Below are 24,562 nucleotides of genomic sequence, written 5' to 3'. Positions count from 1 at the left end.
GGTTGCCGCTGTGCCTGCTTGCCGTGCTGGCGACCGGGCAGGCCCAGTCGATGCCCGGCACGGTGATCGACCTGGCCAGCGGCCGGCCGTTGCAGGAAGCGGCGTTTGTGCAGCGCGTCGCCGCCGCCCGGCACCTGTTGCTGGGGGAACGCCATGACGTCGCCACCGACCATGCCGCCGAACGCTGGCTGTTGCAGGCCCTGCACCAGCAGCGACCACAGGGTGCGCTGGTCCTGGAGATGATCGGCAGTGAACGCCAGCCCCGCCTGCAGCGCGTGCAGCGCTGGCTGGACAAGGGCAACCGTGCCGACGGGCAACACCTGCAGGAACTGCTGGGCTGGGACCCCCGTTGGCCGTGGTCGGCCTATGGCGGACTGGTGCAGGATGCCACCGCTGCAGGCATCGCCCTGCACGGTGGCAACCTCTCGCGTGCGGAGGTCGACGCGCTGCTCGCTTCGTCGGCACCGGCGCGCTTCCCGGTGCCTGGCGCACGCCACCGCCTGTCGAACGTAGTGCTGGCCCAGCACGCCGACGCCGCACCGCTGCTGGAAGGCATGCTGGCCGTTCAGCAGGCCCGCGATTCGCGTATGGCGCAGGTACTGGCGGCCGCACAGACACCCGCGCTGCTGGTTGCCGGCCGCTGGCATGTGCTGCGCGGCACCGGCGTACCGGGCTATCTGCCCGCATCCGCGCCTGCGCTGGTGGTCGCTCTGGCATCGGCGGAAGAAGCCATCGACGCCAGCGACGCCGACCTGCTGTGGGTGATCGCAGATGAGTGAACGCAGGCAACACTGGCAGGCAATGGCGATCACCGTCGGGATCCACCTGCTGCCGCTGCTGCTGCTCGTGCACTGGGTGGCAGCCCCGCCTACGCTGCCGCCGCCAGAGCAGGATGTGCGCATCAGCCTGCGCCTGCTTGCGCCGGCTGCACCGCCACAGCCTGTGGAGGAACGCCAGGCCGAACAGCCCAGCCAGGCGCAACAGGCGCGCGCCGCGCAGCCACGGAAATCGCCGCCGCCACCCGCGCCGACCCACGCGCGTGAAGGCGAACTGGCCGCCAGCGAGATCGCCGGCGCCGGCCGGCAACCCACGCAGGTCGCCCCACCTGCGGCCGCGGCCGATGCCCGTCCCGCATCGGCATCGATCACGGCCGCGCCGCCTGCTCCGGACGCCCAACCCGCGGACGTCCAGGCCGGCGCTGCCAGCGACCAGTGGGAAGCGCGGCTGATGGCACGACTGGAGCGATACCGCTACTACCCCTCCAGCGCTAGATCGCGGCGCCAGCAGGGCACCAGCTGGGTCCGCGCCAGCATCGACCGCGACGGACGCCTTCTGGCGCTGCGCCTGGAGCAGTCCAGCGGCCAGTCCCTGCTCGATGACGCGGCGCTGCAGACCTTCCGCCGCGCACAGCCGCTGCCACGCATTCCCGACGAAATGAAGGCACCGCAGGAACTGGTGGTGCCCGTGGAGTACTACCTGCGCTAGGCGCTGTACGCTTACGCTTCGATCTCCAACAGCATGACGCAGCAGCGGAATCGGCGTGCCCGTGCACCGGGTTCGCCGCCCGGCAGTCCTCCGCACCGCGTTGCGTGCGGAGGACCAGGGAACGGCTCAGGCCTTCAGCACTTCCACCTTGTACGAAACGGTCTCGCCGTCGTGCTCGATGATCAGTCCGTGCACGTCCGACTCGAAGCCCGGGAAGCGCGCATTCTGCTCGCGTGCGATGCGCAGCGACTCGATGATGGGCTCATCGCTGGCACCGAAGCGCTCGCCCGGCATGATGGTGGGAATGCCGGGCGGGTACGGCACCAGCATGGTCGCCGCGATGCGGCCACTGAGCTGTTCGATGTCCACCCGTTCGATTTCCCCCTTCACCAGATGGTTGTAGGCATCGGCCGGGGTCATCACCGGCGTCGGCAGGTCCACGTACATCTCGCGCATCACCCGGGCCACTGCGAACTCCTGGTTGAAGGCGTGCAGCGCATCGCAGAGGTCACGCAGTCCCCAGCCGGCGTAGGCAACGGGATAGTCCGCCGCCAGCGTCGGCAGCGCCTGGCTCAGGGGGGCGTTGCGGTCATACAGCTCCTTGAACGCCATCAGCTCGGTGACCAGCGTGCTCCACTTGCCCTTGGTGATCCCCATCGAGAACAGGAACAGCACCGAGTAGAGGTTGGTCTTCTCCACAGTGATGCCACGACCCCACAGGAACTTGCTCAGCACCGCCGCTGGAATGCCCAGCCGGCCCATTCCGCCATCCATCGACAGGCCGGGGGTCAGCAGGGTCACCTTGATGGGATCGATCAGTACATAGTCGTCCACCAGATTCTCGAAACCATGCCAGTGCCCATCCGGCTGCAGGTACCACTCCTCCCGCTTGGCCACCATCGGCGCCGGCGTGTCGCCCTTGTCAAGGCTGCGCTCGACCTTGGTCGGCTGCCACACGCTGAACCACCAATCATCACGGCCGAGATCGTCGCGCACATGCAGCATGGCGCGCCGGAATGCGATCGCCTCGTCGTGCATCTCCTGCACCAGCGAGCGACCGGCCTCGCCCTCCATCATCTTCGACGCGACATCACAGGCAGCGATCACGCCGTAATGCGGGCTGGTGGAGGTGTGCATCATGAATGATTCGTTGAAACGCTCCGCATCCAGATTGCGCTGTGCCGAGTTGCGCACATGGATCATCGAGGCCTGCGAGAACGCGGCAAGCAGCTTATGGGTGGAGTGCGTGGTGAAGATGATCGCATCCTGCTCGCGCGGCTTGCCCTTGGCCATGCCGTAGTGGTTCTCGTAGAAGGGATGGAATGCGGCGTAGGCATACCAGGCCTCATCGAAGTGCAGAAAGTCCACCGCACTGCCGATCTCGTCGGCGATCTTCTCGGCGTTGTAGCACAGGCCATCGTAGGTGGAGTTGGTGACCACGGCGATACGCGGCTTGGAGCCCGCCGTGTATGCCTTGCTCGCCAGCGGGTTCGCGGCGATGCGCTGCTGCAGCGATTCCGGAGTGAACTGGTCCAGGCTGATCGGGCCGATGATGCCGTGCGCGTTGCGGCTGGGCGTGAAGTACACGGGTACCGCGCCCGTCATGATCAGCGCATGCAGGAGCGACTTGTGGCAGTTGCGGTCGACGAACACCACATCGCCCCGCGCCACCGTGCCGTGCCATACGATCTTGTTGGCCGTGGAGGTGCCATTGGTCACGAAGAACGTATGGTCGGCGCCGAAGTTGCGGGCCGCTTCGTTCTCGGCGTCCTTGATCGGCCCGGTGTGGTCCAGCAGCGATCCCAGCTCCGGCACCGAGATCGACAGATCGCTGCGCAGCGTGTTCTCGCCATAGAACTGGTGGAATGCACGGCCAACCGGCGATTTGGTGAAGGCCACGCCACCGGCGTGGCCGGGCGTATGCCAGGAGTAGTTCGACTCGGCGGCATGATGGATCAGTGCCTTGAAGAACGGCGGCAGCAGGTGCTGCATGTAGTCTTCAGCGGCCCGCATCACCTGCCGGGAGATGAAGTTCTTGGTGTCCTCGAACAGGAAGATGAAGCCGTGGATGTACTTGAGCAGCTTGCTCGGTACCTTCTCGATGGTACGGCGCTCGCCATACAGGAAGACCGGCAGGTTCGCGCGGCGCGCACTCTGCTCGCGCAGGAACGCGGTCAGGCGCTGGAACTCGCCATCGACTTCCTCGCTTCCATCGATCGATATCAGCACGGCCGACGCCGCAACATAGGTGCGTGCTCCTGCACGGGCATCATCCAGGTTCAACCCGCACAGCACGCGCTGGTCGTTGCTGCGCAGCTCTTCCACCAGAGCGCGGATCAGGATGCCGCCGATGCGTGGTGAGTCGTAATCACCGTCGATGACTATGACCGGATAGTCCAATGACTTGAAATACACGTTGTTTCTCCTTGTCCGAATCAGGAATGCTGCGCGCCGGCAGAAATCGCCGCCGCCTCGCGGGCACGCTGCCGCTGCTGGCGGCGCTCCTCGCTGAAGAAGGGATAGAACACGGTGATGAACAGGACGAACAGGAAGGCGTACTGCACGATCGTTCCCGACGAGCCATAGATCGCCCACAGGCAGTACACGACGGTGAGGCTGGTCAAGGTCCAGAACGCGCCGGTATGCACCAGGGTGTGCGAGCGTTCGACCACGAAGTAGCAGGCCACGCAGGAATAGATGTAGGGCAGCAGGGTCAGCACCACCGCGGCCGAGGTGATCACATCGAACTGCGCGGATGCCGTTTCCGAGGTGGAAGTGACCAGCACGGCCAGCGTCATCAGCACCGCCACGATCAGCACGCCCTTGACCGGCACGTCATCCTTGTTGGTTTTGCTGAAGATGCTCGGGAACAGGCCATCATCCGATGCGGCCTTCGCGCTCTGTGCGGTCAGCAGGATCCAGCCACCGAGCGAGCCGGCCGCACCGATGAACGCGCACAGGCTGACCAGCGCACCGCCCCACCCCCCCACGGCCTTGGCCGCCGCCAAGGCGAACGGCGCGTCCGAAGTCTGCAGTTCACCGTTGGGGACCATGCCCATGATCACCGACGAACTGGCGATGTAGGCGATGGCCGCAAGGAACACGCCGGCCAGCGTAGCGCGCGCGACATTCTTCTCCGGGTTCTCGACCACGCCGGCGGTCACCGACGCTGACTCCACGCCGATGAACGCCCACAGCGTCAGCGCGGCTGCACTGGAGATCGCACCGAAGTTGGATTCACCGGAGACGTTGTAGGCCCCTTTGAAGATGTCGGCATCGAAGAAGAACCAGCCGAAGATGGCGATGCCCAGGATCGGCACCAGCGCGAAGCTGGTGGTGACGGTCTGCACGCGGCTGACGAAGGCCGGACCGATCACATTGGCGAAACTCAGCGCCCACACCAGCACCAGGACCGCGATGCAGCGCACCAGCGGCTCGGACAGGATCGGGAAGAAGTAGCTGAAGTAACCCACCGCCGCGATCGGGATGGCGACATTGCCGATCCAGTTGGCGAACCAGTAGATGGTATTGGTCTGGAAGCCCATGTAGGGGCCGAACCAGTCGCGCGCATAGGCATAGGGGCCGCCGGCCTTCGGGGCCAGCTTGCCCAGTTTGGCGAACACGAACGCCAACAGCAGCGCACCCGCCGTGGTGATCAGCCAGCCCCAGATCGAGGCGGTACCGATCTTGGCCAGGCTGGAGGGCAAGAGGAATACGCCTGAGCCCATCATGTTGCCCGCGACGAGGAAGGTGGCTCCCACCACACCGATCTTCTTTGCTTCTGCCATGACAATCTCCTGTACCGGCATCAGCCCGGTTGCGCCGGGCATGGGGGTTGGCTGCGCTGGCGTGCTGCCGCTGGCGCCTATTTGATGAAGTTGTACTGCAGGCTGCCCTGCACTCTTACTGTGTCGCCGCGTGCACCGTCCTGCTGCTGCAGGCGGCCGTAAAGCAGCTCCATGCCCATCGTCCACGAGGGCGCGGGGCTCCAGATCAGGTTGAAGACGCCGTAACGGCTTTGCCGGAACGCGTCACTGGCAAGAGCGGCGTTCCGCTCCAGCGTGAGCTGTCCGAAAATCAGATTCGAGCGCCACAGATCGGACCAGTAATGGGTGTAACCGACGAAGCCGCCGTGCAGATCCAGTGCCTCCAGGCGACCGTCCGCATCCACCACGGCATCCAGGCCGGAGCCGGTCAGATCAGCGGTGTAGCGGCTCAGGCCGCGGCCGCCCAGCACGCCGAACAGCAGCAGGTCGCGCGCGCCCACGGAAGCAGAACCGCTGAGCTGCAGGCCGCCGGCGATGCGCCGGTCGCGCTGGTCCTGGCCGTCATAGGCCAGACTGCGGGCCACCGCACCCATCTGCAGGTGGCCCCAATCGCGCTCCATGCGCGCGGTTACCGTGACATCCGGCAGCCGGTTCACCGCCGCCAGCGTCTCGCTGGCCCCGGCCAGTTCCGTCTCCGGGTCTTCGGCGGCGATCGTCAGCGTGCTTCCCTTGCCCAGCGCGAAACTGTGGTGGATGCCGGCCACCAGCAGGTAGCCAGCACCTCCCGGGCCTGCGAAATCCAGCGTATCGGGCAGGCTGTCGGCATCCATGAAGCTGGAGTAGCCATAACCGGCATAGGTATTGCCAAGCTGCCCATAGGCGTGGCGCAGGCGGAACTGGTATACATCGCTGCTGCCGAAGAAATCATTCTCCAGATAGAAGCGCAGGTTGCCATGCGTGGTCGGCCGGCGCGCCTCGAAGCTGAACCGCGTCTGCTTGGCGTGGATGTTGAAGTTGGAAACATCGCGATGGCTGTCCCCTACCGGCATCGATGAAGGGATGAACTGGTCCTCGTCCCCCGCCCGGCGCGAGTCGGCGATGGCATCGAGCTTGGCATAGCCGCCGATGCGGATGACCGTGTCGGTTCCGGGGATGGCGAAGAAGCCTTTCAGATCCGCGTCGGTGGGGCTGGCAGCGTTGTCTGGACGCGAGGCGGCCGTCGACGGGTCCGCCACTGATTCGCGCGCCGGCAGCACCGGTTGCGCCACGCCGGGCACGCGGGTGGGCTGCAATGTGGCGGCCGTCGTCGCCGGAGCTGGGGACACGGGCGTAGCCGTAGCAGCAGGCACGACGCCCGCATCATGCCGCTCGAGCTGGTCCAGGCGTTGCTGCATGCCTTCCAGGGCCTGTCGCATCGCCGCAATCTCACGGCGCAGCGCCTGCGCGTCGTCGTCGGCAACCGCCTGCGCCTGCAGCGGCGCAGCGGCCAGCGCGGCCAGGCAGGCAAGACTCAGTACTGCCATGCGCATTGCATCCCCCGTGCACGAACACTCGCCACGCGATGCCGGACCGCACGCGTGCGCCGTCCTGGCTTCGCTCCGCCGTTGCTGGAAATACGGATACTGCGATTAAGACAGACGGTCGCCGGCAGGTTCGTACCGCCGATGAGGCAGCGACCGGAGCAGTCTGGGTAGCAAGCGCAGAGTGAGAGTGTCGTGAATTGCGATGCAGGCATGCTCTGGGTAGAGCCCTGCGTGTGCAGCAGTGCAGAAGCGATATCGCTGTATTTCATGCGTCACAGGCTAGTGCGCACGTCGTTTTTGGCCTTGATTGGAATCAAGGCACGATGCTTGATCTCAGTCACGATTCAGACGTGACGGCGAGCAAGCACTGCGCAGCCGTTCACACCGTTATGGCCGTACGAACGCAGCAGGCCCGCACGTCTCCGCGCGGGCCTGTCGATGACAGCCTGCATGCAGGATCGCTTTTCAGCGTGGACCCAGCACCGTCTGCAGATCGGCACCCTGTGGAAGACCGGAGCGGCGCTGCACCTGGCCCTGCGCATCCTGGAACAGGATGCCCGGCGTACCCTGGAAGCCCATCTCGATCATCAGGACCTGGTTGGCATCCAGCTTCCCCGCGATCTCGCGGCTGATGTTCGGCAGCGGCTTGATGCCACCGCGGTCGAACTGGCGCTCGTTCTCCAGCAGCGCCGCGCTGGGGTCGCGTGCGGCCAGAATCGCGGCCGCCTTGGCCGGGCTGTCCTCGCGGATCACACCGACCATCACATGACGCAGCTGCACCTTGCCGGCATCCACCCATGGGCGTGCCGCCTCCCAGAACTTGTGGCAGTACGGGCAGTTGGCATCACTGAATGTGTAGACCACGCGCGGTGCGTCGGCCTTGCCATCCCGCACCCATGCACTGGCGTCCAGCTTGCTCCACATCTTGGCCGACATCGGCGCGGCCACCAGCTTTTCCACTGCATCAGCGGCGATATCGTTACCCTCGGCATCGAACAGACTGCCTACCACCACGTGCTTGCCGTCCGCGGTCACGTAAGCGGCGGCAGGCTGCTGGCCACCGACCACGCCGGCAAAGCCGCGCAGCCCACCCGGTGCGTCGAACTCGGCGACGACCTCGAAACCATGCTTCTCGATGCCTTTCAGGACCGCCGGGCGATCCCCCTTGGCGGCGGAGGCCGGCGCACCGGCTGCCGGCGCAGCTCCTGCCTTGCCCGGTGGCGTCTGCGCCTGGCTGCAGGCGGCCAAGGCCAGCAGGGCCGGCAGCAACAGCACCGCAGGAACGGTGCGCAGGGAAATCAACGACATGGGAACTCCATAGTGGGATGCCAGCGCAGGCTACCGCAGCCGGCGCAGTTTGTGTTCAAGCCCTGCCATGGTCAGTTCACCCAGATGCAGCTCCTGCAGGCGTCCTTCAGCATCGAAGAACAGGGTGGAAGGATACGCCTGCACCCCGAGCGCCGCAGATGCGGCAGCATCGTCATCCAGCAGCACGTTGCGCAGCTGCAGGCGTTCGCCGGCAATGAAACCCTGGACCTCGTCCAGACTTTCTCCCTGATTGAGGAACACGAACCGCACATCGTCATGTGCGTCCTGCGCGGCTGCCAGCACGGGCATTTCACGTCGGCACGGACCACACCACGTTGCCCATAGATTCACGACCACGGGTTTCCCGCGGAACTGCTGCAGATCGATGACACGGCCCTGCAGGTCCATCACCTCCAGCCTGGGCAGCGGCATATGCCGCGCCTGCCACCCGGACACGCCGTGAGTGGCTGCGCCCCACAGCAGCGTACCTGCCAGCGCTGCTGCCAGTACCGGTCGGCGCAGCGCGGGATGTCCACGCAGCCGCCACAATCCCCACGCCAACGCAGCCATCAGCACGACGACCAGGTGGTATCCGCCATCGGTGATCTGCAGAACGCTCCATGGCGAGTCGCGATACAGCGCCGCATTGACGGCGACGAAGCTGATGCGGCCACACAGCAGCCCCACCAGCAGCATATCCAGCACCATGCCGGCCGCCGAAGGCTGCGGTCCCTGCGCACGGCGACCGGGCCAGAGCCGGGCGATCGTCATCGCAATCAGTACACAGATCAGAATCAGAACGACCGGCATCGGCACCGGCCCAACGCTGGACATCATTCCACCCACTCAACGATCGACTGACCGCATGGTCGAAGCGTCGCGCCTGCGATGCAAGCGCGACGACCGACCGTCAATCGTCAAGCCGCGCTGCGCCCCATCTGAATGCCCGGCGTCGGCGCCGGCGCCAATCCGCGCAGGCTCCCTGCCACGGAGGGCAGCAGCGGGCGTTCGCGGCGCTTGTTGCTGACGTGACGTCGATAGTTCGCCGGCGTCATGCCGACGATGCGCAGGAACAGACGCCGGAACGCACTCTGATCGGCATAGCCGACCCCCCAGGCCACCTCATCGATACCCGCCCCCTGCTGCAGCAATGTCTGCGCCTTGGCCACCCGCAGTCGCTGGCAGTATTCGATCGGACGCAGCCCGGTCGCTCTGAGGAAGCGGCGCTGCAGAGTGCGCGGCTCCAGCCCGGCCACTTCGCAGATCGAAGCAAGCGTGGCGCCGCGCGCCGCCGTGGTGTGCAGCCAGCGCTGGGCCTTCAGCACGTCGCGGTCCCCATGGGCGAAGTTGGCGCTGAAGCGCTCCAGATCCTGCTGGATCGGTTCCGGAACGGTGATCGCGAGCTGCGTGGCCACCGCGCTGGCCACGCCCTGACCGAACAGCCGGTGCAGCAGTCGCAGGCCAAGAAAGCGCCATGCCTGCACGCCAGCGACGGTCAGCAGATCACCATCGTCCACCAGTGCGCGTTCGCTGGGTACCCAGCTGGCAGCCTGCGCCACGAGTCCGGGATGGCGGCTGAGATCCGGACCCGACACGGTCCGGCCCGCCAGCAGGCCGGCCCGGGCCAATACGCTCACCCCATCCGCCGCGGCCGCCAGCAGACTGCCGCCGTCGTAGTGCGCACGGAGCCAGTCGAGCAGGATTTCATCGGTACGAAGAGAGGCCGTCGAACTGACCTGGCCCGGAACCGCGATCACCGCGGGAATGGCCGCGTCCAGCATGTCCGCGCCCGCGATGCGATGTACCCCGCTGCGGCTGGCCGGCACGATCCAGCGGGTCACCAGCACCCGCTTGAACGGGCGCCGCTGCTGCTGCGCCACGCGGTTGGCCACATGTGCCATTTCAGCCAGTACCGATGCTGCCGACGGGTCGCCACCGGGGTACTCGACCACCCCCACTTCAACGAACCCCTCGCTCCTGATTCCCTCCACGGTGCACCTCCTCGGTTCTGGCCAGCGAATGACCGGTTCAGGTGCAGGGTAGAAAGTGCTCCATCGGCGAGGCTATGAAGAAAGTTGCAAAGTGCACTGGATGCGTATCTCACACATCGCATTGACCCTGGACCAGACTCAAGGGTTCAGAATGGCGACCGGAAACCCGAGGAATTCCGCCATGAACATTGGTCAGCTGGCGCGCCGGGCCGGCGTCCCGATCGATACGGTCCGCTACTACGAGCGCCAGCAGCTGTTGCCCACCGCGGCACGTTCGGCCGGTGGCTACCGCATCTTCGGCGAGCAGGACCTGCGTCGCCTGCGTTTCATCCGCCGTGCGAAGGCGCTGGGTTTCAGCCTGGAGGAGATCGCTGAACTGCTCGCACTGAGCGACCAGCACCAGCACGACATGGGCAGCGTGCGTGACACCGCACGGACGCGCCTGCGCGACATCGAGCAGCGCATGAACGAACTGCAGCGCATGCATGCGGCACTGTCGCAACTGGTCGAGGCCTGCCCTGGCCACGGTGCGCTGGTGCACTGCCCGATCCTGGCGGCGCTGACCGAAGACGGCGAGTGACCAGGCACCCGGCGGAACGATGGCGCACCCGGCCGCGGACGTGAAGAAAAGTGCAACAAATGCTTGCCAACCCCAGGGGGCATCGCTATTATTTCGCTCCTCAGCGACGTGGGGCCATAGCTCAGCTGGGAGAGCGCCTGCATGGCATGCAGGAGGTCAGCGGTTCGATCCCGCTTGGCTCCACCAATCTTTCGGCATTAGGCCGTCGAAAGGTCGCTAAAGAACATTGATGAGAATTGCGTCCCCATCGTCTAGAGGCCTAGGACATCACCCTTTCACGGTGGCGACCGGGGTTCGAATCCCCGTGGGGACGCCACTCATCACGAACAACGAGGACCCGGCCGATAACCGGGTCTTTTTTGTTCACCGCCAACCGGCATTCAGGTTGTGGCGTCACGGTGGTCTCCCGGATCGTATGCGGGGCGCCGGAACGAAAAAAGCTCAAAAGGCTTCCACAAACGTGAACACGCAGGTATGATAGGCGGCTCGGTAACACGGGGCCATAGCTCAGCTGGGAGAGCGCCTGCATGGCATGCAGGAGGTCAGCGGTTCGATCCCGCTTGGCTCCACCACTTTCGACATTAGGCCGTCGAAAGTTCTACAACTTGAAGTTTTTCGTGCGTCCCCATCGTCTAGAGGCCTAGGACATCACCCTTTCACGGTGGCGACCGGGGTTCGAATCCCCGTGGGGACGCCAGTTTCAGAAGGACCCTGCTCCCGGCAGGCATCCTGGTTTCATGGGGCCATAGCTCAGCTGGGAGAGCGCCTGCATGGCATGCAGGAGGTCAGCGGTTCGATCCCGCTTGGCTCCACCACTTTCGACATCAGGCCGTCGAAGGTTCTACAACTTGAAGTTTTCGTGCGTCCCCATCGTCTAGAGGCCTAGGACATCACCCTTTCACGGTGGCGACCGGGGTTCGAATCCCCGTGGGGACGCCAATTTCTGAAAACCCTGGCTTCGGCCGGGGTTTTTCTTTTCAGAAGCGTCGATACATTCCGATCGAGGCTGGCGCCGTCGGCGCGAATCCGTACTGCGCATACAACCGATGTGCCTCGCCATCGGCGAGCAGGCTCACATAGGCCGAAGGCGGAAGGTTGGCCTGCATCCATTCGTCCAGACGCCGCATCACCTCCTTGCCCAGTCCCTGCCCCTGCAACGGCGGCAGCACGGCGATATCGCAGACCTGCAGGTGGCAGCCGCCATCGCCGACGATCCGGCCCATCGCCACCAGCTCACTGCCCTGATAGGCGCAGACACCGAACAGGGTATTGGGCAGCGCACGTGCAGCCGCTTCGGCGGTCTTGGCGCTGAGCCCGGCCAGCGCCCGGAGCTGGCAATAGGCCTCGACCGTGGGCACGCCTTCACGGAAATGGCAATGGGCAGGATCGTTCATGCGGAATCTCCCTGAGTGTCAGGCTATCCTGCCGCATCCGCGTCGCAGCCGCCGCGACCCACCCCGGCAGATATCGCATGTGCTACTCCGCTTTGATCCGGGCCGACTACGCCAAGCTGGTGCGCGAGTTCGGTGCCGTGCTGTCGCTGGAGGAGTTCGCCGCGCTGTACGCGTACGACCCCGGCAAAAAGCAGCCCAGGACGCCCAAGGCCATGGATGACGGCTTCGCTGGCGCGCGCACGGAGCTCGGCCGCGACATCGTGGCCCGGATCCAGCGGTGGCATGCACAGGAGCAGGCCACGCTGGAAGCCGAGCTGGCCCAGCAGCGCGAACGCCGCGACATCGCAATCGCAGCCCTGGCCACCCGTCCCACACTGAAGGCGCGCAACGAGCTGCGCATCGCCGGCAACCGCATCGATCGCGCGCAGACCCGGCTCGACGACCTGCATCGCGTGCAGCTGCTGCCTCGCGACAACCGCATTTTCCCCGGCACCTACGCGCCGGTGATGGTGAGCGAGAACGGGCAACGGGTGATCAAGCCGATGCGCTACCGGTGCCGTCTGCCGGATGCGCCCGCGCGCAACGACGTGCTCTATCCGGGCAGTTACAACGCCCGCCGTGACAGCCTGGAAGGCTACTGGCGCGGCGCTTTCGGGCAGCGTCATGGCGTGGTCGTCATCCAGGCCTTCTACGAGCATGTGTCCCGGCACGCGGTTGGCGGACGCGCACCGGCCCCTGATGACAGGACGGGAGATGTGGTCCTTGAGTTCCGCCCCGACCCGCCCCGCGACCTGTTGGTAGCCTGCCTCTGGTCCGAGTGGGACGGCCCCGAAGGACGCCTCCTCTCATTTGCGACCATCACCGATACGCCGCCGGCCGATATCTCCGCCGCCGGCCATGATCGCGGCATCGTGCCGATCCGGCCCGAGCACCTCGATGCATGGCTCAATCCGGAACCTGGCGATCTGGCCAGCCAATACCGCATCCTCGACGATCGCGAGGAGATCCGTTACGTCTTCGAGGAGTCCGCCTGAGCACGCACTGCGGCCGGATCGTCCGGGCACCGCGCCTGGATCAGGCGCGGGCGCTGGAATGCCCGACCGCGCGGGCCAGCGCCTGCGACAGCTCCGCCGACAGGTAGGGCTTGACCAGCAGCACACCCGACTGCATGGCCTGTGGCAGCTGCTCCGCCGACATGCCGGTCGCGAGCACGAAGGGCACGCCGCGGGCGGCCAGCGCCGCCGCGACCGGCTCACTGGTTTCCTGGTGGGCCAGGCGATAGTCCAGCAGCGCCACGTCCGGCGTGGTTTCTTCCAGCAGCCTCAGTGCTTCGCCGACGCTCGCAGCCAGCCCCACCACCTGTGCACCGGCCTGCACCAGTTGCATCTGCAGCAGGGCCGCGCTCATCTCGTCGTTCTCGACCACCAGTACCCGCAGGTCCTGCAACGCCGCCATCGATTCCCGCTCCTGTGCATATCACGCCGGCGCAGTATAGCGATCACGGGGGCAATGCCGGCAGATTCGGCCGCAATCGTCCCGCGCCGGGCAGCCTCTATGAAAGTGCGCTCGACCTCGGGTAAAATCACCCGCTGCCTGCCGGTGTGGCGGAATGGTATACGCAGCTGACTCAAAATCAGCCGGGGGCAACCCCATGAAGGTTCGAGTCCTTTCACCGGCACCATGCATCAAAGGCCAGGTCCACGACCTGGCCTTCTGCATTTCCGGCCCGTCACCTGCGTCGCCCCTCCCGCGCGGCGACCGCCCAGCGCCGCCGCCGTGCGCGCCGCAGCTGACAACGTTGCCAGCAGGCCAACGCTGTGGAATTCTTGCAAGGCGCATGCGCATCTGCCTATCGTGACTGGCCGTACCTGGGGGCGGGGGAATGCATGACGCTGCAGGCTGCACTGTTTTTTCTGGTCACGCATGCATTCGTCGTCGGCCTGGCAGGCCCTGGAGATCCGGTGGGTTCGTTCCTGATGTCAAGCGCCGCGCCGCTGCTGGCGGCCATGGCATGCGTGCGCCGTGCGCGTGACAGCCACGCCGCCTGCAAATGGAGGACCTTCGCTTTCGCCGTCAGCCTGTTTCCGGTCGCACTGCTGCCACTGCTGTTTCCAGGCATCACCGATGCCTGGCCGGCGCAGGTCGCACTGACATCGTTGATCCTCTACGTGTTCTATCGCATCCCGCTGACCTACGTGGCCGCCAGCGCCGACAGCCGGAACCGCCATGTCCGCAGCGTCGACCTGTCGATCATCGGCCTGCTCTGGCTGCTGTACTACACGCATGCGCAATCGACTGCGCAGCTGGATACCGCGCTGTGGACGCATGGCCTGAACGCCATCAGCACCACGCAGAACAGCCTGCTGTTCAGCTTCGCGCTGATCCGCTACCTGGCCGAGGACAACGCAGATCGCCGCGACTTCTTCCGCACCCTCACCCTGTTCCTGCTCGGCTACTTCCTGATCGAGCAGTACGTCAGCCGGTATCGGCCGCAGACCCCGGACGGCGGATGGGCAGATCTGCTCATCAGCGGCCTGTTCCTGCTGCTGGCCGTGATCGCCGGCAGTCCGCGGCGCAGGACCGCGCCGCCTGTCCCGCGCAACCTGCGGCGTTTCGTCGAGGCCAGCGTGCCGTTGATGCTGCCGCTTCTGCTGATGCTGGTCGCATTGCTGATGGCGCGCACGAACCAGACGATGGCAACGGTGGGCTTCATCGGCGCCATGCTGGGCTATGCACTGCGCAGCGTGCTGAGCCAGGTGGACATCCAACGCCAGCGCGACGAGCTGGCAGCGCTGGCCCGGCGTGATCCGCTGACCGGGCTGGGCAACCGCCGCAGTTTCGATGAATCGCTGCCGGGTGCCCAACGGCGCGCGCGGCGCCAGGGCCTGGGCCTGGCGGTGCTGATGATCGACATCGACCACTTCAAGCGCCTCAACGATACCTACGGACACCCGGAGGGCGATCGCCGCCTGCAGGCGGTGGCCGCGATCATCGATGGCTGCCTGCAGCGCGGTGACGACCTGCTCGCCCGCTACGGCGGCGAGGAATTCATCGCTGCGCTGCCTTCCTCCGACGTGGCCCATGCGATGGCCATGGGCGAGCGCATCCGCGTGGCGGTCGAAGACGCCGCGCTGCCGTCCGGCCCGTCCAGCGTAACCGTCAGCATCGGCGTGGCATGGTTGGCTGCCGATGCTCGGCAGGAACCGGACAGCGTGGTCGAACGTGCGGACCAGGCCCTGTACCGGGCCAAGCGCGCGGGCCGCAACTGCGTCCGCGGCGAGGCTTTGCCGGAACGTACAGCGGCCCCTGCCCTGCGCGCCTAGACCACGCGCAGGGTCGGCACGCCATGCTGCAGGGTACCGCCGCCCGCCGCCCCCTGCACACGGAATCCGGCGACGGTCTGCAGCAGGTGGGCCGACTGTTCTTCCATGCTGCGCGCCGCGGCGGACGCTTCCTCGACCAGCGCCGCGTTCTGCTGGGTTCCCTGGTCGATCAGGTCCACCGCGTGGTTCATCTGCTGGATGTCATCGCTCTGCTGCTGCGAGGCGCTGCTGATCTCGGTGACCAGGTCACTGACCCTGCGCACGTTGAGCACGATCTCGTCCATCGTGCGGCCAGCACTTTCCACCTGCGCCGTGCCCGCACCGACATTGGCCACCGATGTGTCGATCAGCTGCTTGATCTCCTTGGCGGCGCTGGCCGAGCGCTGCGAAAGTTCGCGGATCTCGGTGGCGACGACCGCGAACCCACGGCCGTGCTCGCCGGCACGGGCCGCCTCCACGGCAGCGTTCAGCGCCAGGATGTTGGTCTGGAATGCGATGCCGTCAATCACCCCGATGATGTCGACGATGCGACGCGAGGAGGCGTTGATCAAGGCCATCGTCGCCACCACCTCGTGCACCACGCTGCCGCCGCGCGCAGCCACCTCCGCTGCGCCGCCGGCCAGCTGGCTTGCCTGGCGCGCATTGGCCGCCGTGCGCTGCACCGTATCGGCCAGGCCCTTCATGGACACGGCGGTTTCTTCCAGCGAGGCCGCCTGCTGTTCGGTGCGCTGCGACAGGTCGCTGTTGCCCTGCGCGATTTCGGTCGCGCCGACCGCGATGGTATCGGCAGCGAACTTGATCTGGCCGATGATGCCCGCCATGGCTTCGACCAGCGCGTTGACGCCATCGCACAGCTCGGCGATGGGGCCACTCTTGTCGGCAATGGCGACGGTGCGAGTCAGGTCGCCCTGCTTGGCCGCCGCCACGACCTCCCGGGTCTGCGCCACCGCACGCTGCATGGCCTGGTTCTCATGCACCTGCGCGGTGATGTCGGTAGCGTATTTGACGACCTTGAACGGCCTGCCGTTGCCATCCAGGATGGGGTTGTAGGAGGCCTGGATCCAGATCTCGCGGCCGCCCTTGCCGAGCCGCCGATACTGCCCGGCGTCGTACTCGCCGCGCCCGAGCTTTTCCCAGAACCGGCGGTACTCGGCGCTGTCGCGAAGCTCGGGCTCCACGAACAGCGCATGGTGTTGGCCGCGCACCTCTTCCAGGCTGTAGCCGGTGGCGGCGAGGAAGTTGGCGTTCGCCGAGAGAATGTGCCCGTCCAGGCTGAACTCGATCACCGCCTGCGACTTGTCGATGGCGGCAAGCTGCCCCGCCGAGTCCGCGGCCTGCAGCTTCTGCGCGGTGATGTCGGTCGCGAACTTGACGACCTTGAAGGGCCGGCCCTGCGGGTCCAGCACCGGGTTGTAGGACGCCTGGATCCAGATTTCGCGCCCGCCCTTGCCCAGCCGTCGGTACTGTCCGGCGTCGAACTCGCCACGTCCCAGCCGGGCCCAGAAGTCCCGATACTCGGCGCTGGACGCCTGATCGGGATCGACGAACAGCGAATGATGCCTGCCCTGGATTTCGTCCAGACGATAACCCACCGCCTGCAGGAAGTTGTCGTTGGCCTGCAGGACGGTGCCATCCAGATCGAATTCGATCACCGCCTGCACGCGATGCAGTGCGGCCACCTGGGCGGCCAGCTCGGCATGACCGCGATCGCTGTCGACCCTGCCGGGCCGAGGCTGTCCCGCCAGCGCCCCCAGCAGGGAACGCCACGGCGACCAACGGGTGTGCAGCTCGGCTGGCGCCTGTGCGCCTGCCGTAAGGCCTGGAATGAGCATTGTCTGATCCTCGGTGTCCGGTAAGCGGTTGCGATCCGCCAGGCGGGATGCCCGACGGCGACATCAATTGCTTGGACTACAGCTGCCGGCAGGCACCTCTCGAGCAACGGGCAAGAACATCTGGGGGCGGGTGCGATCGACATCCGGGAGCGGCGGAACACACTGCGCGGGCCGCCCGACGGGGCAGCCTGGGGTCCTGCAGCGGGTGACGGGAGCGGGATCCAGTGAGGTTATCGGCACCTCCGTTCCGGGCTTTAGGCCCCTCCGCAGCGGGCCCTGTCCAGCCCCCTCCCCCTGCAGCGCCTGACGGGCCCCTAGATGCAGCCTGCAACGAAAAGGTTGCCATGACCATCGGGGCTGTCGGCAAGGGGGTGGACAGGCAAGGATGCGCCCACCACGGACCGTCCATCGACACGGAGATCGCATGTTTTCACGCCTGGCTGCTCTTTTCGCCCTCGGCCTGTGCAGCAGCGGCGCGCTGGCCGCCGATGCAGGCTATCGGCCGAGTTTCAACCCCGCACAGCTCAAGGGCCCGCCCGCCGGCCGCGTCAACGAAGTGCTGGTGCTGGGCTCACCGCACCTGTCCGGCCTGCCCCCGACCTTCCAGCCGGCAATGCTGGAGCCGCTGCTGCAGCGCCTGCAGGCATGGCGGCCGACGGCGATCGCGGTGGAGAACCTGTCCGGACTGCAATGCGATTTCATGCGCCGCAATCCCGCCCGCTATGCCGAGAGCGTGGGAAGTTACTGCGTCGATCCTGCACCTGCCCAGGCCGCCACCGGTCTGGATGTTCCAGCGGCCAATGCCGAAGTCGATCGCGTGCTGGCGGCATGGCCCGCCACACCGACGCACGCACAGCGTCGCCGGCTGGCCGCACTGTTCCTGGCCGCAGGTGAGAACGGCTCTGCGCTGGTGCAGTGGCTGCGCCTGCCGCCGCAGGAGCGTCGCGCCGCAGACAGCCTGTCACCGCAACTGGTGCAGTTCCTCGACAAACGCGCCTCGCGACGCAACGAAGTCAGCCTGATCGCGGCCGAGCTTGCCGCACGCCTGGGCCTGGAACGCCTGTGGGCAGTCGATGACCACACCGCTGATTCGCCCACGCCAGCGGCACTGGAGAAGGCGGCTGGCGAAGCCGTCATGAAGGCCTGGGACAATCCCACCACCCAGGCACGACGGGCCGCCGATACGGCCCTGTACGCCGAACTCGGCAGCACGGACGGCCTGCTGGCGCTCTATCGGAACTACAACGCGCCCGACACCGTCGCCCGGGTCTACGACAGCGATTTCGGCGCAGCCCTGGTCGAACCATCGCCAGAAGGCTTCGGCCGCCGCTATGTCGGCTACTGGGAAACCCGCAACCTGCGCATGGTCGCCAACATGCGCGAGGTGCTGGGCCAGCACCCGGGCACCCGCATGCTGACCCTCGTCGGCGCCTCGCACAAGGGCTACTACGAGGCCTACCTCAACCAGATGCACGACGTGCGGCTGGTTGATGCCAACAGCGTGCTGGACTGAGCGCCAGGGCTAGCAGCGTGCCGGCGCATCCCCGCGCCGCGACCGCCACAGCAGCACGCAGGCGGCCACGATGGCACCCAGGGTCAGCATCAGCAGCACCACCACGCCGCCCTGCAGAGTGGGCAGCAGCGCCTGCGCCCGGGCATCGCCGTGCAGTTGCTCCAAACGCAGGCAGGCGGCTACCGCCAGCCACCAGCCGACCATTGCCGGCGCGAAGGCACGCAGGGCATCCGGGGTCCAGAAAGGCATGTCGTTCTCCAACGGGGATGAGTGTGCGCGAAGTATTCGCGGCCGCCCTCTCACAGACTGAGATCAGCCGCCACCGGCGTCGCTGTCCACGCCCTCGGCCGGCCATTCGCCGGCTTCCCCCTGCACCTGCACGTTGTTGCGTCCCATTGCCTTGGCCCTGTAGCACTGCGCATCGGCCGCAGCCACGGCCTGGTCCACCCCCATGCCGCCCAGCAGCGGTGCGATACCGATGCTGGCGCCCACCCGCAGGCGGTGCTGGTCCCAGGGAATGGAGAGGCTGGCCAGGGTCTGCAGCAGTTCGCCGCCGATCCGCGCCGCGCGGCGCGGCGTGCAGCCGGACAGGATCACCGCGAACTCGTCCCCGCCCAGCCGGGCCACCACGTCCGAATCGCGCACGCCGTGGCGCAGCACGCTGGCCACCGCCCACAGCACCGCATCGCCGGCCAGGTGGCCCCAGGTATCGTTGACCGGCTTGAAGCGGTCCAGGTCGATGTACATCAGCGATGCCGCCTGGCCTGTCCGCTCGACCCGGGTGATGGCCTGCTGCAGATGGACTTCGAAGCCCCGCCGGTTGCTCAGTTCGGTCAGCGGATCGATCTCCGCCAGCTGGCGCGCTTCGCGCTGCCGTGCGCGCTGCTGGGTATCGTCGCGCAGCACCCACACCGCACCGCGCACATGGCCTTCATCGTCGCGCAGCCAGGCGCGGGTCAGGTCCACCGGCACCGTCGCGGTGCCCAGCCGCAGCAGCAGGTCGGCATGCAGGTCGACCGCGTTGCTTTCCGGGTCCAGCAGTACGGCCACGTCCAGCATCGAGCCGGGGGCGTACTCGGTGGTCAGTTCAAGCACGTCCTGCACCCTGTACCCGGCCAGCGCCTGTGCGCCGTCGCCGGCCAGCATGCGCACGGCAGCGGCATTGGCATATTCGATGCGTCCCTCCAGGCTGACGCTCAGCACCAGGTCGGCGACGGCGTCGAGGGTGATGCGGCTGCGCTGCTCGCTTTCAAACAGGCGCTGTTCACTGCTGCGTTGTGCGCTGATGTCCTGGATCTGCGAGACGAAATGCACCGGCTCACCGCGTTCGTTGCGCACCAGCGATACCGACAGCCGTGTCCAGATCACCCTGCCGTTGCGATCGAGAAAGCGCTTCTCCAGGTGGTAATGGCTGCACCGGCCCGCCAGCAGGTCCTGCACCAGGGCCAGGTCGGCCTGCAGATCGTCCGGGTGGGTCAGCCGCTGGAAATCGACCTGCAGCAGCTCCTCGCGCGCATAGCCCAGGATGCGACACAGCGCGTCATTGACATCCAGCCAGCGGCCTTCCAGCGAAACCAGCGCCATGCCAAGCGCAGCCGAGGTGAAGGCGCCTGCGAACTTCTCCGCCGCCATGCGTGCTTCCGCACGTGCCTGCAGGATCTCGGTGATATCGATGGCCATGCCGACATAGCCGATGCGCGTGCCATCGGCGCCATCCATGCGGCTGATCGAAAGCCGCACCTGGCGTTGCCGGCCATCCTTGCGCAGCAGCGTCCATCGCCGCGAATAGGTCTGCCCTTCGGCATGCGCACTGAGGGCCTCGAACACGTCCGGCAGGTGACCCTGCGGGTCGGCCAGCGGTTGCAGCCAGGCCTTCAGCTCATCCGGCTCATGGAAGGCATCCAGCCGCCGCAGGCCGACCACCTCGGCGGCGCTGTAACCCAGCAGGCGCTGCGCCCCCGTGTTGAACAGGGTGATGGTGCCATCGGTATCGGTCGCGATCACCGCGACGTCGTCGGAGGCGTCCACCACCGACTGCAGGCGCTGGCGGCTCTCGGCCGCGTCCTGTCGTGCCTGCTGCAGCTCGGTGACGTCGGCGTGGGCACCAGCCATCCACAACGGCCGCCCCTGACCGTCCCATTCGAACACGCGACCACGGTCATGGACCCAGATCCACTGGCCGTTCTTGTGGCGCATGCGCACCAGGCAGGCGTAGTTGTCGCTGCGCCCGTCGAAATGCTCCTGCAGCGCGGCGTCCGACAGCGCGATGTCGTCCGGATGCACCAGTGCCGCGAAGGTCTTCTGGCAGATCGGCTCCAGCTCTTCCAGCCGGTAGCCGACGATCTCGGCCCAGCGCGCGTTGACCCGCATTTCGCCGGTCTGCACGTTCCACTCCCAGGTGCCCGCAGCGGTGCCTTCGATGATCATCGCAAGCCGCCGACGTTCCTCGGCCAGCGCATGCAGACGGCGTTCGAGCAGATCGTTGCTGTTGTTGCCCTGACCCGCCATCAAACCCTTCTCCGTCCCGGGCAGGCGTGAGCGAGCCGCAGCAATCCGCTGCAGCTGTCACGGAATCGGACGGGGCGTGCTGGCGTCATGGTCCTCCCCAGCGACAGCGGGTCGGCCACGCGCCTCCCCAGATGCGCAAGTGTGCGCAATCACGGGGAAAATCGACAAGTCCCCCGTCCCGGTTCAACCGTGACGGGGGACACGCTCCTCAACTGCGCTTGGCGCGGGCGAAGGCTTCAGCCAGTGCGTTGTTGGCCGGGGCTGCCGATGGGGCGGGCCGACCGCCGTTGCCCTGGCCCCGGCCCGGGCTCCGGCCCGGCCCGCCTGCGTCACGCCGCGGCCCTTGTCCCTGACCACGCTCGTCACGGCTGCCGGGGCGGCTGGTGGCCTGGCCGGGGGTATCGTCCAGGCGCCGGGTCAGCGCGATGCGCTTGCGCGGCACATCCACCTCAAGCACCTTCACCTTGACGATATCGCCAGCCTTGACCACGTCGCGCGGGTCCTTCACGAAGGTGTCGGAGAGCGCCGAAATGTGGATCAGGCCGTCCTGGTGCACGCCGATATCGACAAAGGCACCAAACGCGGCGACGTTGCTGACCACGCCTTCCAGCACCATGCCCTCGCGCAGGTCCTTGATGTCTTCCACGCCCTCGGCGAAACGTGCGGCCTTGAACTCCGGGCGCGGGTCACGGCCGGGCTTTTCCAGCTCCCTGAGGATGTCGCGCACCGTCGGCACGCCGAAGGTCGCATCGGTGAACTGCTCGGCCTTCAGCCCACGCAGGAAGCTGCCATCGCCAATCAACGCCTTGATCGGGCGCTGGGTACTGGCGACGATGCGCTCGACCACCGGGTAGGCTTCCGGATGCACGGCCGACGCGTCCAGCGGCTCGTCGCCGTCGGCAATGCGCAGGAAGCCGGCGCACTGCTCGAAGGTCTTCTCACCCAGCCGGGCGACTTTCAGCAGGTCCTTGCGGCGCTTGAACGGACCATTGTCATCGCGATGGCGCACGATGTTCTCGGCCACCGTCGCCGACAGGCCGGACACGCGCGACAACAGCGCGGCCGAGGCGGTGTTCACGTACACCCCGACCGCGTTCACGCAGTCCTCCACGCGTGCGTCCAGCGCGCGCGCCAGGCGGTACTGATCGACGTCATGCTGATACTGGCCCACGCCGATGGCCTTCGGTTCGATCTTGACCAGCTCGGCCAACGGATCCTGCAGGCGGCGCGCGATCGACACCGCGCCGCGCAGCGACACGTCCAGGTCCGGGAACTCCCTGGCTGCGAGCTCGGAAGCCGAGTACACCGAAGCACCGGCCTCACTGACCACCACCTTCTGCAGCTTCGGGTTGCCGACCGCCTTGATCGCTTCGCCGGCCAGCTTGTCGGTCTCGCGGCTGGCGGTGCCGTTGCCGATCGCGATCAGTTCCACGTTGTGCCGGGTACACAGCTGCCTGATCGTCTGCAGCGACTGCTCCCACTGGCGCCGGGGCTCGTGCGGATAGATCGTCTCGGTGGCGACCAGCTTGCCGGTGGCATCGACCACTGCGATCTTGCAGCCGGTGCGGATGCCTGGATCCAGCCCGAGCACGGTCTTCGGGCCCGCCGGCGCAGCCAACAGCAGATCCTTCAGGTTGTCACCGAACACGGTGATCGCGTCCGCTTCGGCCTTTTCGCGGGCCTGGTTGAACAGATCCAGCAGCAGGTGCATGTGCAGCTTGGCACGCCAGGTCAGGCGGCAGGCATCGAGCAGCCAGCGGTCGGCGGCACGGCCCTGGTCGGCGATGCCGGCCTTGCGGGCCACGCGCCCCTCTGCGTACTGATGGCCTGCCTCGGCATCGCTGCCCGGGTCCAGCTCCAGGAACAGGATCTCCTCGCGACGCGCGCGGAACAGCGCCAGCAGGCGATGCGACGGAATCTTCGCCAAGGCTTCGGCGTGCTCGAAATAGTCGCGGTACTTGGCGCCTTCGGTCTCCTTGCCCTCGGCCACGCGCGCGCGGATCACGCCGTGTTCGCCGAGCCAGGTGCGCAGTTCGCCCACCAGCGCGGCATCTTCCCCCCAGCGCTCCATCAGGATCGCCCGCGCGCCCTCCAGCGCCGCCTTGCTATCGGCCACGCCCTTGTCAGCATCGACAAAGCTGGCCGCGAAGGCCTGAGGGTCCTGCGTCGGATCGGCGAGCAGTCCATCGGCCAGCGGCTCCAGGCCGGCCTCGCGGGCAATCTGCGCACGGGTACGGCGCTTGGGCTTGTACGGCAGGTACAGGTCTTCCAGCCGGCTCTTGGTATCGGCGGCGAGGATGTCGTTGCGCAGTTCGTCGCTGAGCTTGCCCTGCTCGTCGATGCTGGCCAGCACCGCCGCACGGCGGTCTTCCAGTTCGCGCAGGTAGGTGAGGCGCACTTCGAGATTGCGCAGTTGGGTGTCGTCCAGGCCACCGGTCACTTCCTTGCGGTAGCGGGCGATGAACGGAACGCTGGCACCTTCGTCAAGCAGGCCGACCGCGGCGCGCACCTGGCTGGGCTGGGCACCGATTTCCTCGGCGATGGTCTGGGCGATCTGCTGGGCGAGCGCGCTCTGGGCGTTCTTGGCGTCGTGCATTGCTTCAGGTCTGTGCCGCGTTACGGGAAGACCCCATTCTGGCAATCCGCGACGGAGCCGGACAAGACATTGACAGCAGACGAGGTTCAGCGGCGTGGCCGGTCTGGACGCCGGCATCCTGGCAGGGGGGGGGGCTCGGACTGGCCCGGGGCTGGGATGCCGGCGCGGGCGCGCGATGGTGGGCGCGCCCTGCCGCGTGTTGGGAGGGTCAGCGGTAGTGGCGGGCGGCGCGCTGCATGACGATCTCGTCACGCATGCCTTCCAGTGCCATCAGCCTGACCTTGCCGACACCCTGCAGTTCCATGAACCGCTCGGTGTAGAACTCCGGCCCCAGCGCGGTGTCGGCGCGCGATTTGCTGAAGCCATAGGGCACCACGCCCTTCTCGCCATCCTTGCTACCACCGACATAGAGAACGATTGCCATGTGATGTATTCCTCCAAATTGCTACTGCGTACTGCACTCGATGAGCGATGCTGCGAGCCCATCGGAGAGGAGCTTACCGCGTCGTACCTGACTGGAACGTCACGCAGGCTAATGACGATCGGTTGCATGCAGATGACGGCGGGATCGCAGCAGAATGCTTACGGATCCTTAACTTCCAGCTAACGAATTTCCAAGGGAATTCCCGCCAACGGCGCAGCCCTCGTGGGCGGTCGTGTAACGCGTTTCATGTGATTGGGCCGGGCGGGGGGGGGGGGGGGGGGGGGGGGGGCCGCGCCCCCCCCCCCGCGGGGGCGGGGG

19 protein-coding genes and 7 tRNA genes are annotated in these 24,562 nt (G+C 66.7%); 13 read left to right on the top strand and 13 right to left on the bottom strand.

The features are described from left to right. The first annotated feature begins 2 nt into the window (after positions 1–2). Positions 3–779, top strand: coding sequence for a ChaN family lipoprotein (locus ACVOME_RS14800; RefSeq protein ID WP_053517664.1), 777 nt, complete (start codon positions 3–5; stop codon positions 777–779). Continuing rightward, a complete protein-coding gene (locus ACVOME_RS14795; RefSeq protein WP_481505224.1) occupies positions 772–1,485 on the top strand; it encodes an energy transducer TonB family protein in 714 nt (237 codons plus the stop codon). Before ACVOME_RS14800 ends, ACVOME_RS14795 begins: the two co-directional genes overlap by 8 nt. Positions 1,486–1,611: 126 nt before the next feature. On the opposite strand, the gene ACVOME_RS14790 is transcribed toward ACVOME_RS14795, so the two are convergent. The 6 genes from ACVOME_RS14790 to ACVOME_RS14765 all read right to left on the bottom strand — a co-directional run bounded on the left by ACVOME_RS14790 (position 1,612) and on the right by ACVOME_RS14765 (position 10,074). Beyond that, positions 1,612–3,900 (bottom strand): Orn/Lys/Arg family decarboxylase, encoded by a 2,289-nt coding sequence (locus ACVOME_RS14790; protein ID WP_065175308.1) that lies wholly within the window; start codon positions 3,898–3,900, stop codon positions 1,612–1,614. Between the two features lie 20 nt (positions 3,901–3,920). Next, positions 3,921–5,273 carry an arginine/agmatine antiporter gene (gene adiC, locus ACVOME_RS14785; protein WP_053517667.1) on the bottom strand — a complete coding sequence of 451 codons (1,353 nt, stop codon included), beginning with the start codon at positions 5,271–5,273 and terminating at the stop codon, positions 3,921–3,923. 77 nt (positions 5,274–5,350) lie between these two features. Next, positions 5,351–6,781, bottom strand: a complete 1,431-nt coding sequence (locus ACVOME_RS14780; protein ID WP_481505223.1) for a DcaP family trimeric outer membrane transporter — start codon at positions 6,779–6,781, stop codon at positions 5,351–5,353. A gap of 459 nt (positions 6,782–7,240) precedes the next feature. Next, the gene (dsbG, locus tag ACVOME_RS14775; RefSeq protein ID WP_180876965.1) at positions 7,241–8,083 is read right to left on the bottom strand and encodes a thiol:disulfide interchange protein DsbG; all 843 of its coding nucleotides are present in this window, start codon (positions 8,081–8,083) and stop codon (positions 7,241–7,243) included. Between the two features lie 30 nt (positions 8,084–8,113). After that, positions 8,114–8,917 carry a TlpA disulfide reductase family protein gene (locus ACVOME_RS14770; RefSeq protein WP_053517677.1) on the bottom strand — a complete coding sequence of 268 codons (804 nt, stop codon included), beginning with the start codon at positions 8,915–8,917 and terminating at the stop codon, positions 8,114–8,116. Positions 8,918–9,000: 83 nt separating this feature from the next. Next, positions 9,001–10,074 (bottom strand): GlxA family transcriptional regulator, encoded by a 1,074-nt coding sequence (locus ACVOME_RS14765; RefSeq protein ID WP_074899185.1) that lies wholly within the window; start codon positions 10,072–10,074, stop codon positions 9,001–9,003. 181 nt (positions 10,075–10,255) lie between these two features. On the opposite strand from ACVOME_RS14765, the gene ACVOME_RS14760 reads away from it, so the two are divergent. The 7 genes from ACVOME_RS14760 (at position 10,256) to ACVOME_RS14730 (ending at position 11,593) form a co-directional block, all read left to right on the top strand. Beyond that, positions 10,256–10,654 carry a heavy metal-responsive transcriptional regulator gene (locus ACVOME_RS14760; protein ID WP_065175310.1) on the top strand — a complete coding sequence of 133 codons (399 nt, stop codon included), beginning with the start codon at positions 10,256–10,258 and terminating at the stop codon, positions 10,652–10,654. A 110-nt stretch (positions 10,655–10,764) separates the two neighbouring features. Then, positions 10,765–10,840, top strand: a tRNA-Ala gene (locus ACVOME_RS14755). A gap of 54 nt (positions 10,841–10,894) precedes the next feature. Next, positions 10,895–10,970, top strand: a tRNA-Glu gene (locus ACVOME_RS14750). Between the two features lie 180 nt (positions 10,971–11,150). After that, positions 11,151–11,226: transfer RNA gene (locus ACVOME_RS14745), tRNA-Ala, on the top strand. A gap of 49 nt (positions 11,227–11,275) precedes the next feature. Continuing rightward, a tRNA-Glu gene (locus ACVOME_RS14740) sits at positions 11,276–11,351 on the top strand. A 42-nt stretch (positions 11,352–11,393) separates the two neighbouring features. Then, a tRNA-Ala gene (locus ACVOME_RS14735) sits at positions 11,394–11,469 on the top strand. 48 nt (positions 11,470–11,517) lie between these two features. Further along, positions 11,518–11,593, top strand: a tRNA-Glu gene (locus ACVOME_RS14730). A 38-nt stretch (positions 11,594–11,631) separates the two neighbouring features. Here ACVOME_RS14730 and ACVOME_RS14725 read toward each other — a convergent pair. Then, positions 11,632–12,048: a GNAT family N-acetyltransferase gene (locus ACVOME_RS14725; RefSeq protein WP_065182734.1), complete on the bottom strand. Its 417-nt coding sequence runs from the start codon at positions 12,046–12,048 to the stop codon at positions 11,632–11,634. Positions 12,049–12,125: 77 nt separating this feature from the next. Here ACVOME_RS14725 and ACVOME_RS14720 point away from each other — a divergent pair, with 77 nt between their 5' ends. Beyond that, positions 12,126–13,082 (top strand): SOS response-associated peptidase family protein, encoded by a 957-nt coding sequence (locus ACVOME_RS14720; protein WP_053520435.1) that lies wholly within the window; start codon positions 12,126–12,128, stop codon positions 13,080–13,082. A 40-nt stretch (positions 13,083–13,122) separates the two neighbouring features. On the opposite strand, the gene ACVOME_RS14715 is transcribed toward ACVOME_RS14720, so the two are convergent. Continuing rightward, a complete protein-coding gene (locus ACVOME_RS14715) occupies positions 13,123–13,503 on the bottom strand; it encodes a response regulator (RefSeq protein ID WP_053520434.1) in 381 nt (126 codons plus the stop codon). A 140-nt stretch (positions 13,504–13,643) separates the two neighbouring features. Between ACVOME_RS14715 and ACVOME_RS14710 the strand changes: the two genes are divergently transcribed. After that, positions 13,644–13,729 (top strand) — tRNA-Leu (locus ACVOME_RS14710). 205 nt (positions 13,730–13,934) lie between these two features. Next, on the top strand, positions 13,935–15,371 hold the full coding sequence (locus ACVOME_RS14705) for a GGDEF domain-containing protein (protein WP_481505222.1): 1,437 nt from the start codon (positions 13,935–13,937) through the stop codon (positions 15,369–15,371). On the opposite strand, the gene ACVOME_RS14700 is transcribed toward ACVOME_RS14705, so the two are convergent. Then, entirely contained in the window at positions 15,368–17,203 is a 1,836-nt protein-coding gene (locus ACVOME_RS14700; RefSeq protein ID WP_346480736.1) for a methyl-accepting chemotaxis protein, read from the bottom strand. The two genes, ACVOME_RS14705 and ACVOME_RS14700, sit on opposite strands and share 4 nt — an antisense overlap. 424 nt (positions 17,204–17,627) lie before the next feature. Here ACVOME_RS14700 and ACVOME_RS14695 point away from each other — a divergent pair, with 424 nt between their 5' ends. Beyond that, the gene (locus ACVOME_RS14695) at positions 17,628–18,716 is read left to right on the top strand and encodes a DUF5694 domain-containing protein (RefSeq protein WP_481505221.1); all 1,089 of its coding nucleotides are present in this window, start codon (positions 17,628–17,630) and stop codon (positions 18,714–18,716) included. 9 nt (positions 18,717–18,725) lie between these two features. Here ACVOME_RS14695 and ACVOME_RS14690 read toward each other — a convergent pair whose 3' ends face one another. The 4 genes from ACVOME_RS14690 to ACVOME_RS14675 all read right to left on the bottom strand — a co-directional run bounded on the left by ACVOME_RS14690 (position 18,726) and on the right by ACVOME_RS14675 (position 24,244). Then, positions 18,726–18,965, bottom strand: coding sequence for a hypothetical protein (locus ACVOME_RS14690; protein ID WP_283219418.1), 240 nt, complete (start codon positions 18,963–18,965; stop codon positions 18,726–18,728). A gap of 63 nt (positions 18,966–19,028) precedes the next feature. Continuing rightward, positions 19,029–21,224: a PAS domain S-box protein gene (locus tag ACVOME_RS14685; RefSeq protein ID WP_481505220.1), complete on the bottom strand. Its 2,196-nt coding sequence runs from the start codon at positions 21,222–21,224 to the stop codon at positions 19,029–19,031. A gap of 208 nt (positions 21,225–21,432) precedes the next feature. Next, on the bottom strand, positions 21,433–23,820 hold the full coding sequence (locus ACVOME_RS14680; RefSeq protein ID WP_481505219.1) for a Tex family protein: 2,388 nt from the start codon (positions 23,818–23,820) through the stop codon (positions 21,433–21,435). Positions 23,821–24,028: 208 nt separating this feature from the next. After that, the gene (locus ACVOME_RS14675; protein WP_005410085.1) at positions 24,029–24,244 is read right to left on the bottom strand and encodes a hypothetical protein; all 216 of its coding nucleotides are present in this window, start codon (positions 24,242–24,244) and stop codon (positions 24,029–24,031) included. Positions 24,245–24,562 lie beyond the last annotated feature (318 nt).

The organism is Stenotrophomonas sp. STEN008 (assembly GCF_056760435.1).
This window is presented reverse-complemented; position numbering and strand designations above follow the sequence as displayed.

Excerpts from the sequence above, each read along its gene's own strand:
- ACVOME_RS14795 (WP_481505224.1), top strand. The coding sequence starts at position 772 with ATGAGTGAACGCAGGCAACACTGGCAGGCAATGGCGATCACCGTCGGG.
- adiC (WP_053517667.1), bottom strand. The coding sequence starts at position 5,273 with ATGGCAGAAGCAAAGAAGATCGGTGTGGTGGGAGCCACCTTCCTCGTC.
- ACVOME_RS14780 (WP_481505223.1), bottom strand. The coding sequence starts at position 6,781 with ATGCGCATGGCAGTACTGAGTCTTGCCTGCCTGGCCGCGCTGGCCGCT.
- dsbG (WP_180876965.1), bottom strand. The coding sequence starts at position 8,083 with ATGTCGTTGATTTCCCTGCGCACCGTTCCTGCGGTGCTGTTGCTGCCG.
- ACVOME_RS14770 (WP_053517677.1), bottom strand. The coding sequence starts at position 8,917 with ATGTCCAGCGTTGGGCCGGTGCCGATGCCGGTCGTTCTGATTCTGATC.
- ACVOME_RS14760 (WP_065175310.1), top strand. The coding sequence starts at position 10,256 with ATGAACATTGGTCAGCTGGCGCGCCGGGCCGGCGTCCCGATCGATACG.
- ACVOME_RS14725 (WP_065182734.1), bottom strand. The coding sequence starts at position 12,048 with ATGAACGATCCTGCCCATTGCCATTTCCGTGAAGGCGTGCCCACGGTC.
- ACVOME_RS14720 (WP_053520435.1), top strand. The coding sequence starts at position 12,126 with ATGTGCTACTCCGCTTTGATCCGGGCCGACTACGCCAAGCTGGTGCGC.
- ACVOME_RS14715 (WP_053520434.1), bottom strand. The coding sequence starts at position 13,503 with ATGGCGGCGTTGCAGGACCTGCGGGTACTGGTGGTCGAGAACGACGAG.
- ACVOME_RS14705 (WP_481505222.1), top strand. The coding sequence starts at position 13,935 with ATGACGCTGCAGGCTGCACTGTTTTTTCTGGTCACGCATGCATTCGTC.
- ACVOME_RS14700 (WP_346480736.1), bottom strand. The coding sequence starts at position 17,203 with ATGCTCATTCCAGGCCTTACGGCAGGCGCACAGGCGCCAGCCGAGCTG.
- ACVOME_RS14695 (WP_481505221.1), top strand. The coding sequence starts at position 17,628 with ATGTTTTCACGCCTGGCTGCTCTTTTCGCCCTCGGCCTGTGCAGCAGC.
- ACVOME_RS14690 (WP_283219418.1), bottom strand. The coding sequence starts at position 18,965 with ATGCCTTTCTGGACCCCGGATGCCCTGCGTGCCTTCGCGCCGGCAATG.
- ACVOME_RS14685 (WP_481505220.1), bottom strand. The coding sequence starts at position 21,224 with ATGGCGGGTCAGGGCAACAACAGCAACGATCTGCTCGAACGCCGTCTG.
- ACVOME_RS14680 (WP_481505219.1), bottom strand. The coding sequence starts at position 23,820 with ATGCACGACGCCAAGAACGCCCAGAGCGCGCTCGCCCAGCAGATCGCC.
- ACVOME_RS14675 (WP_005410085.1), bottom strand. The coding sequence starts at position 24,244 with ATGGCAATCGTTCTCTATGTCGGTGGTAGCAAGGATGGCGAGAAGGGC.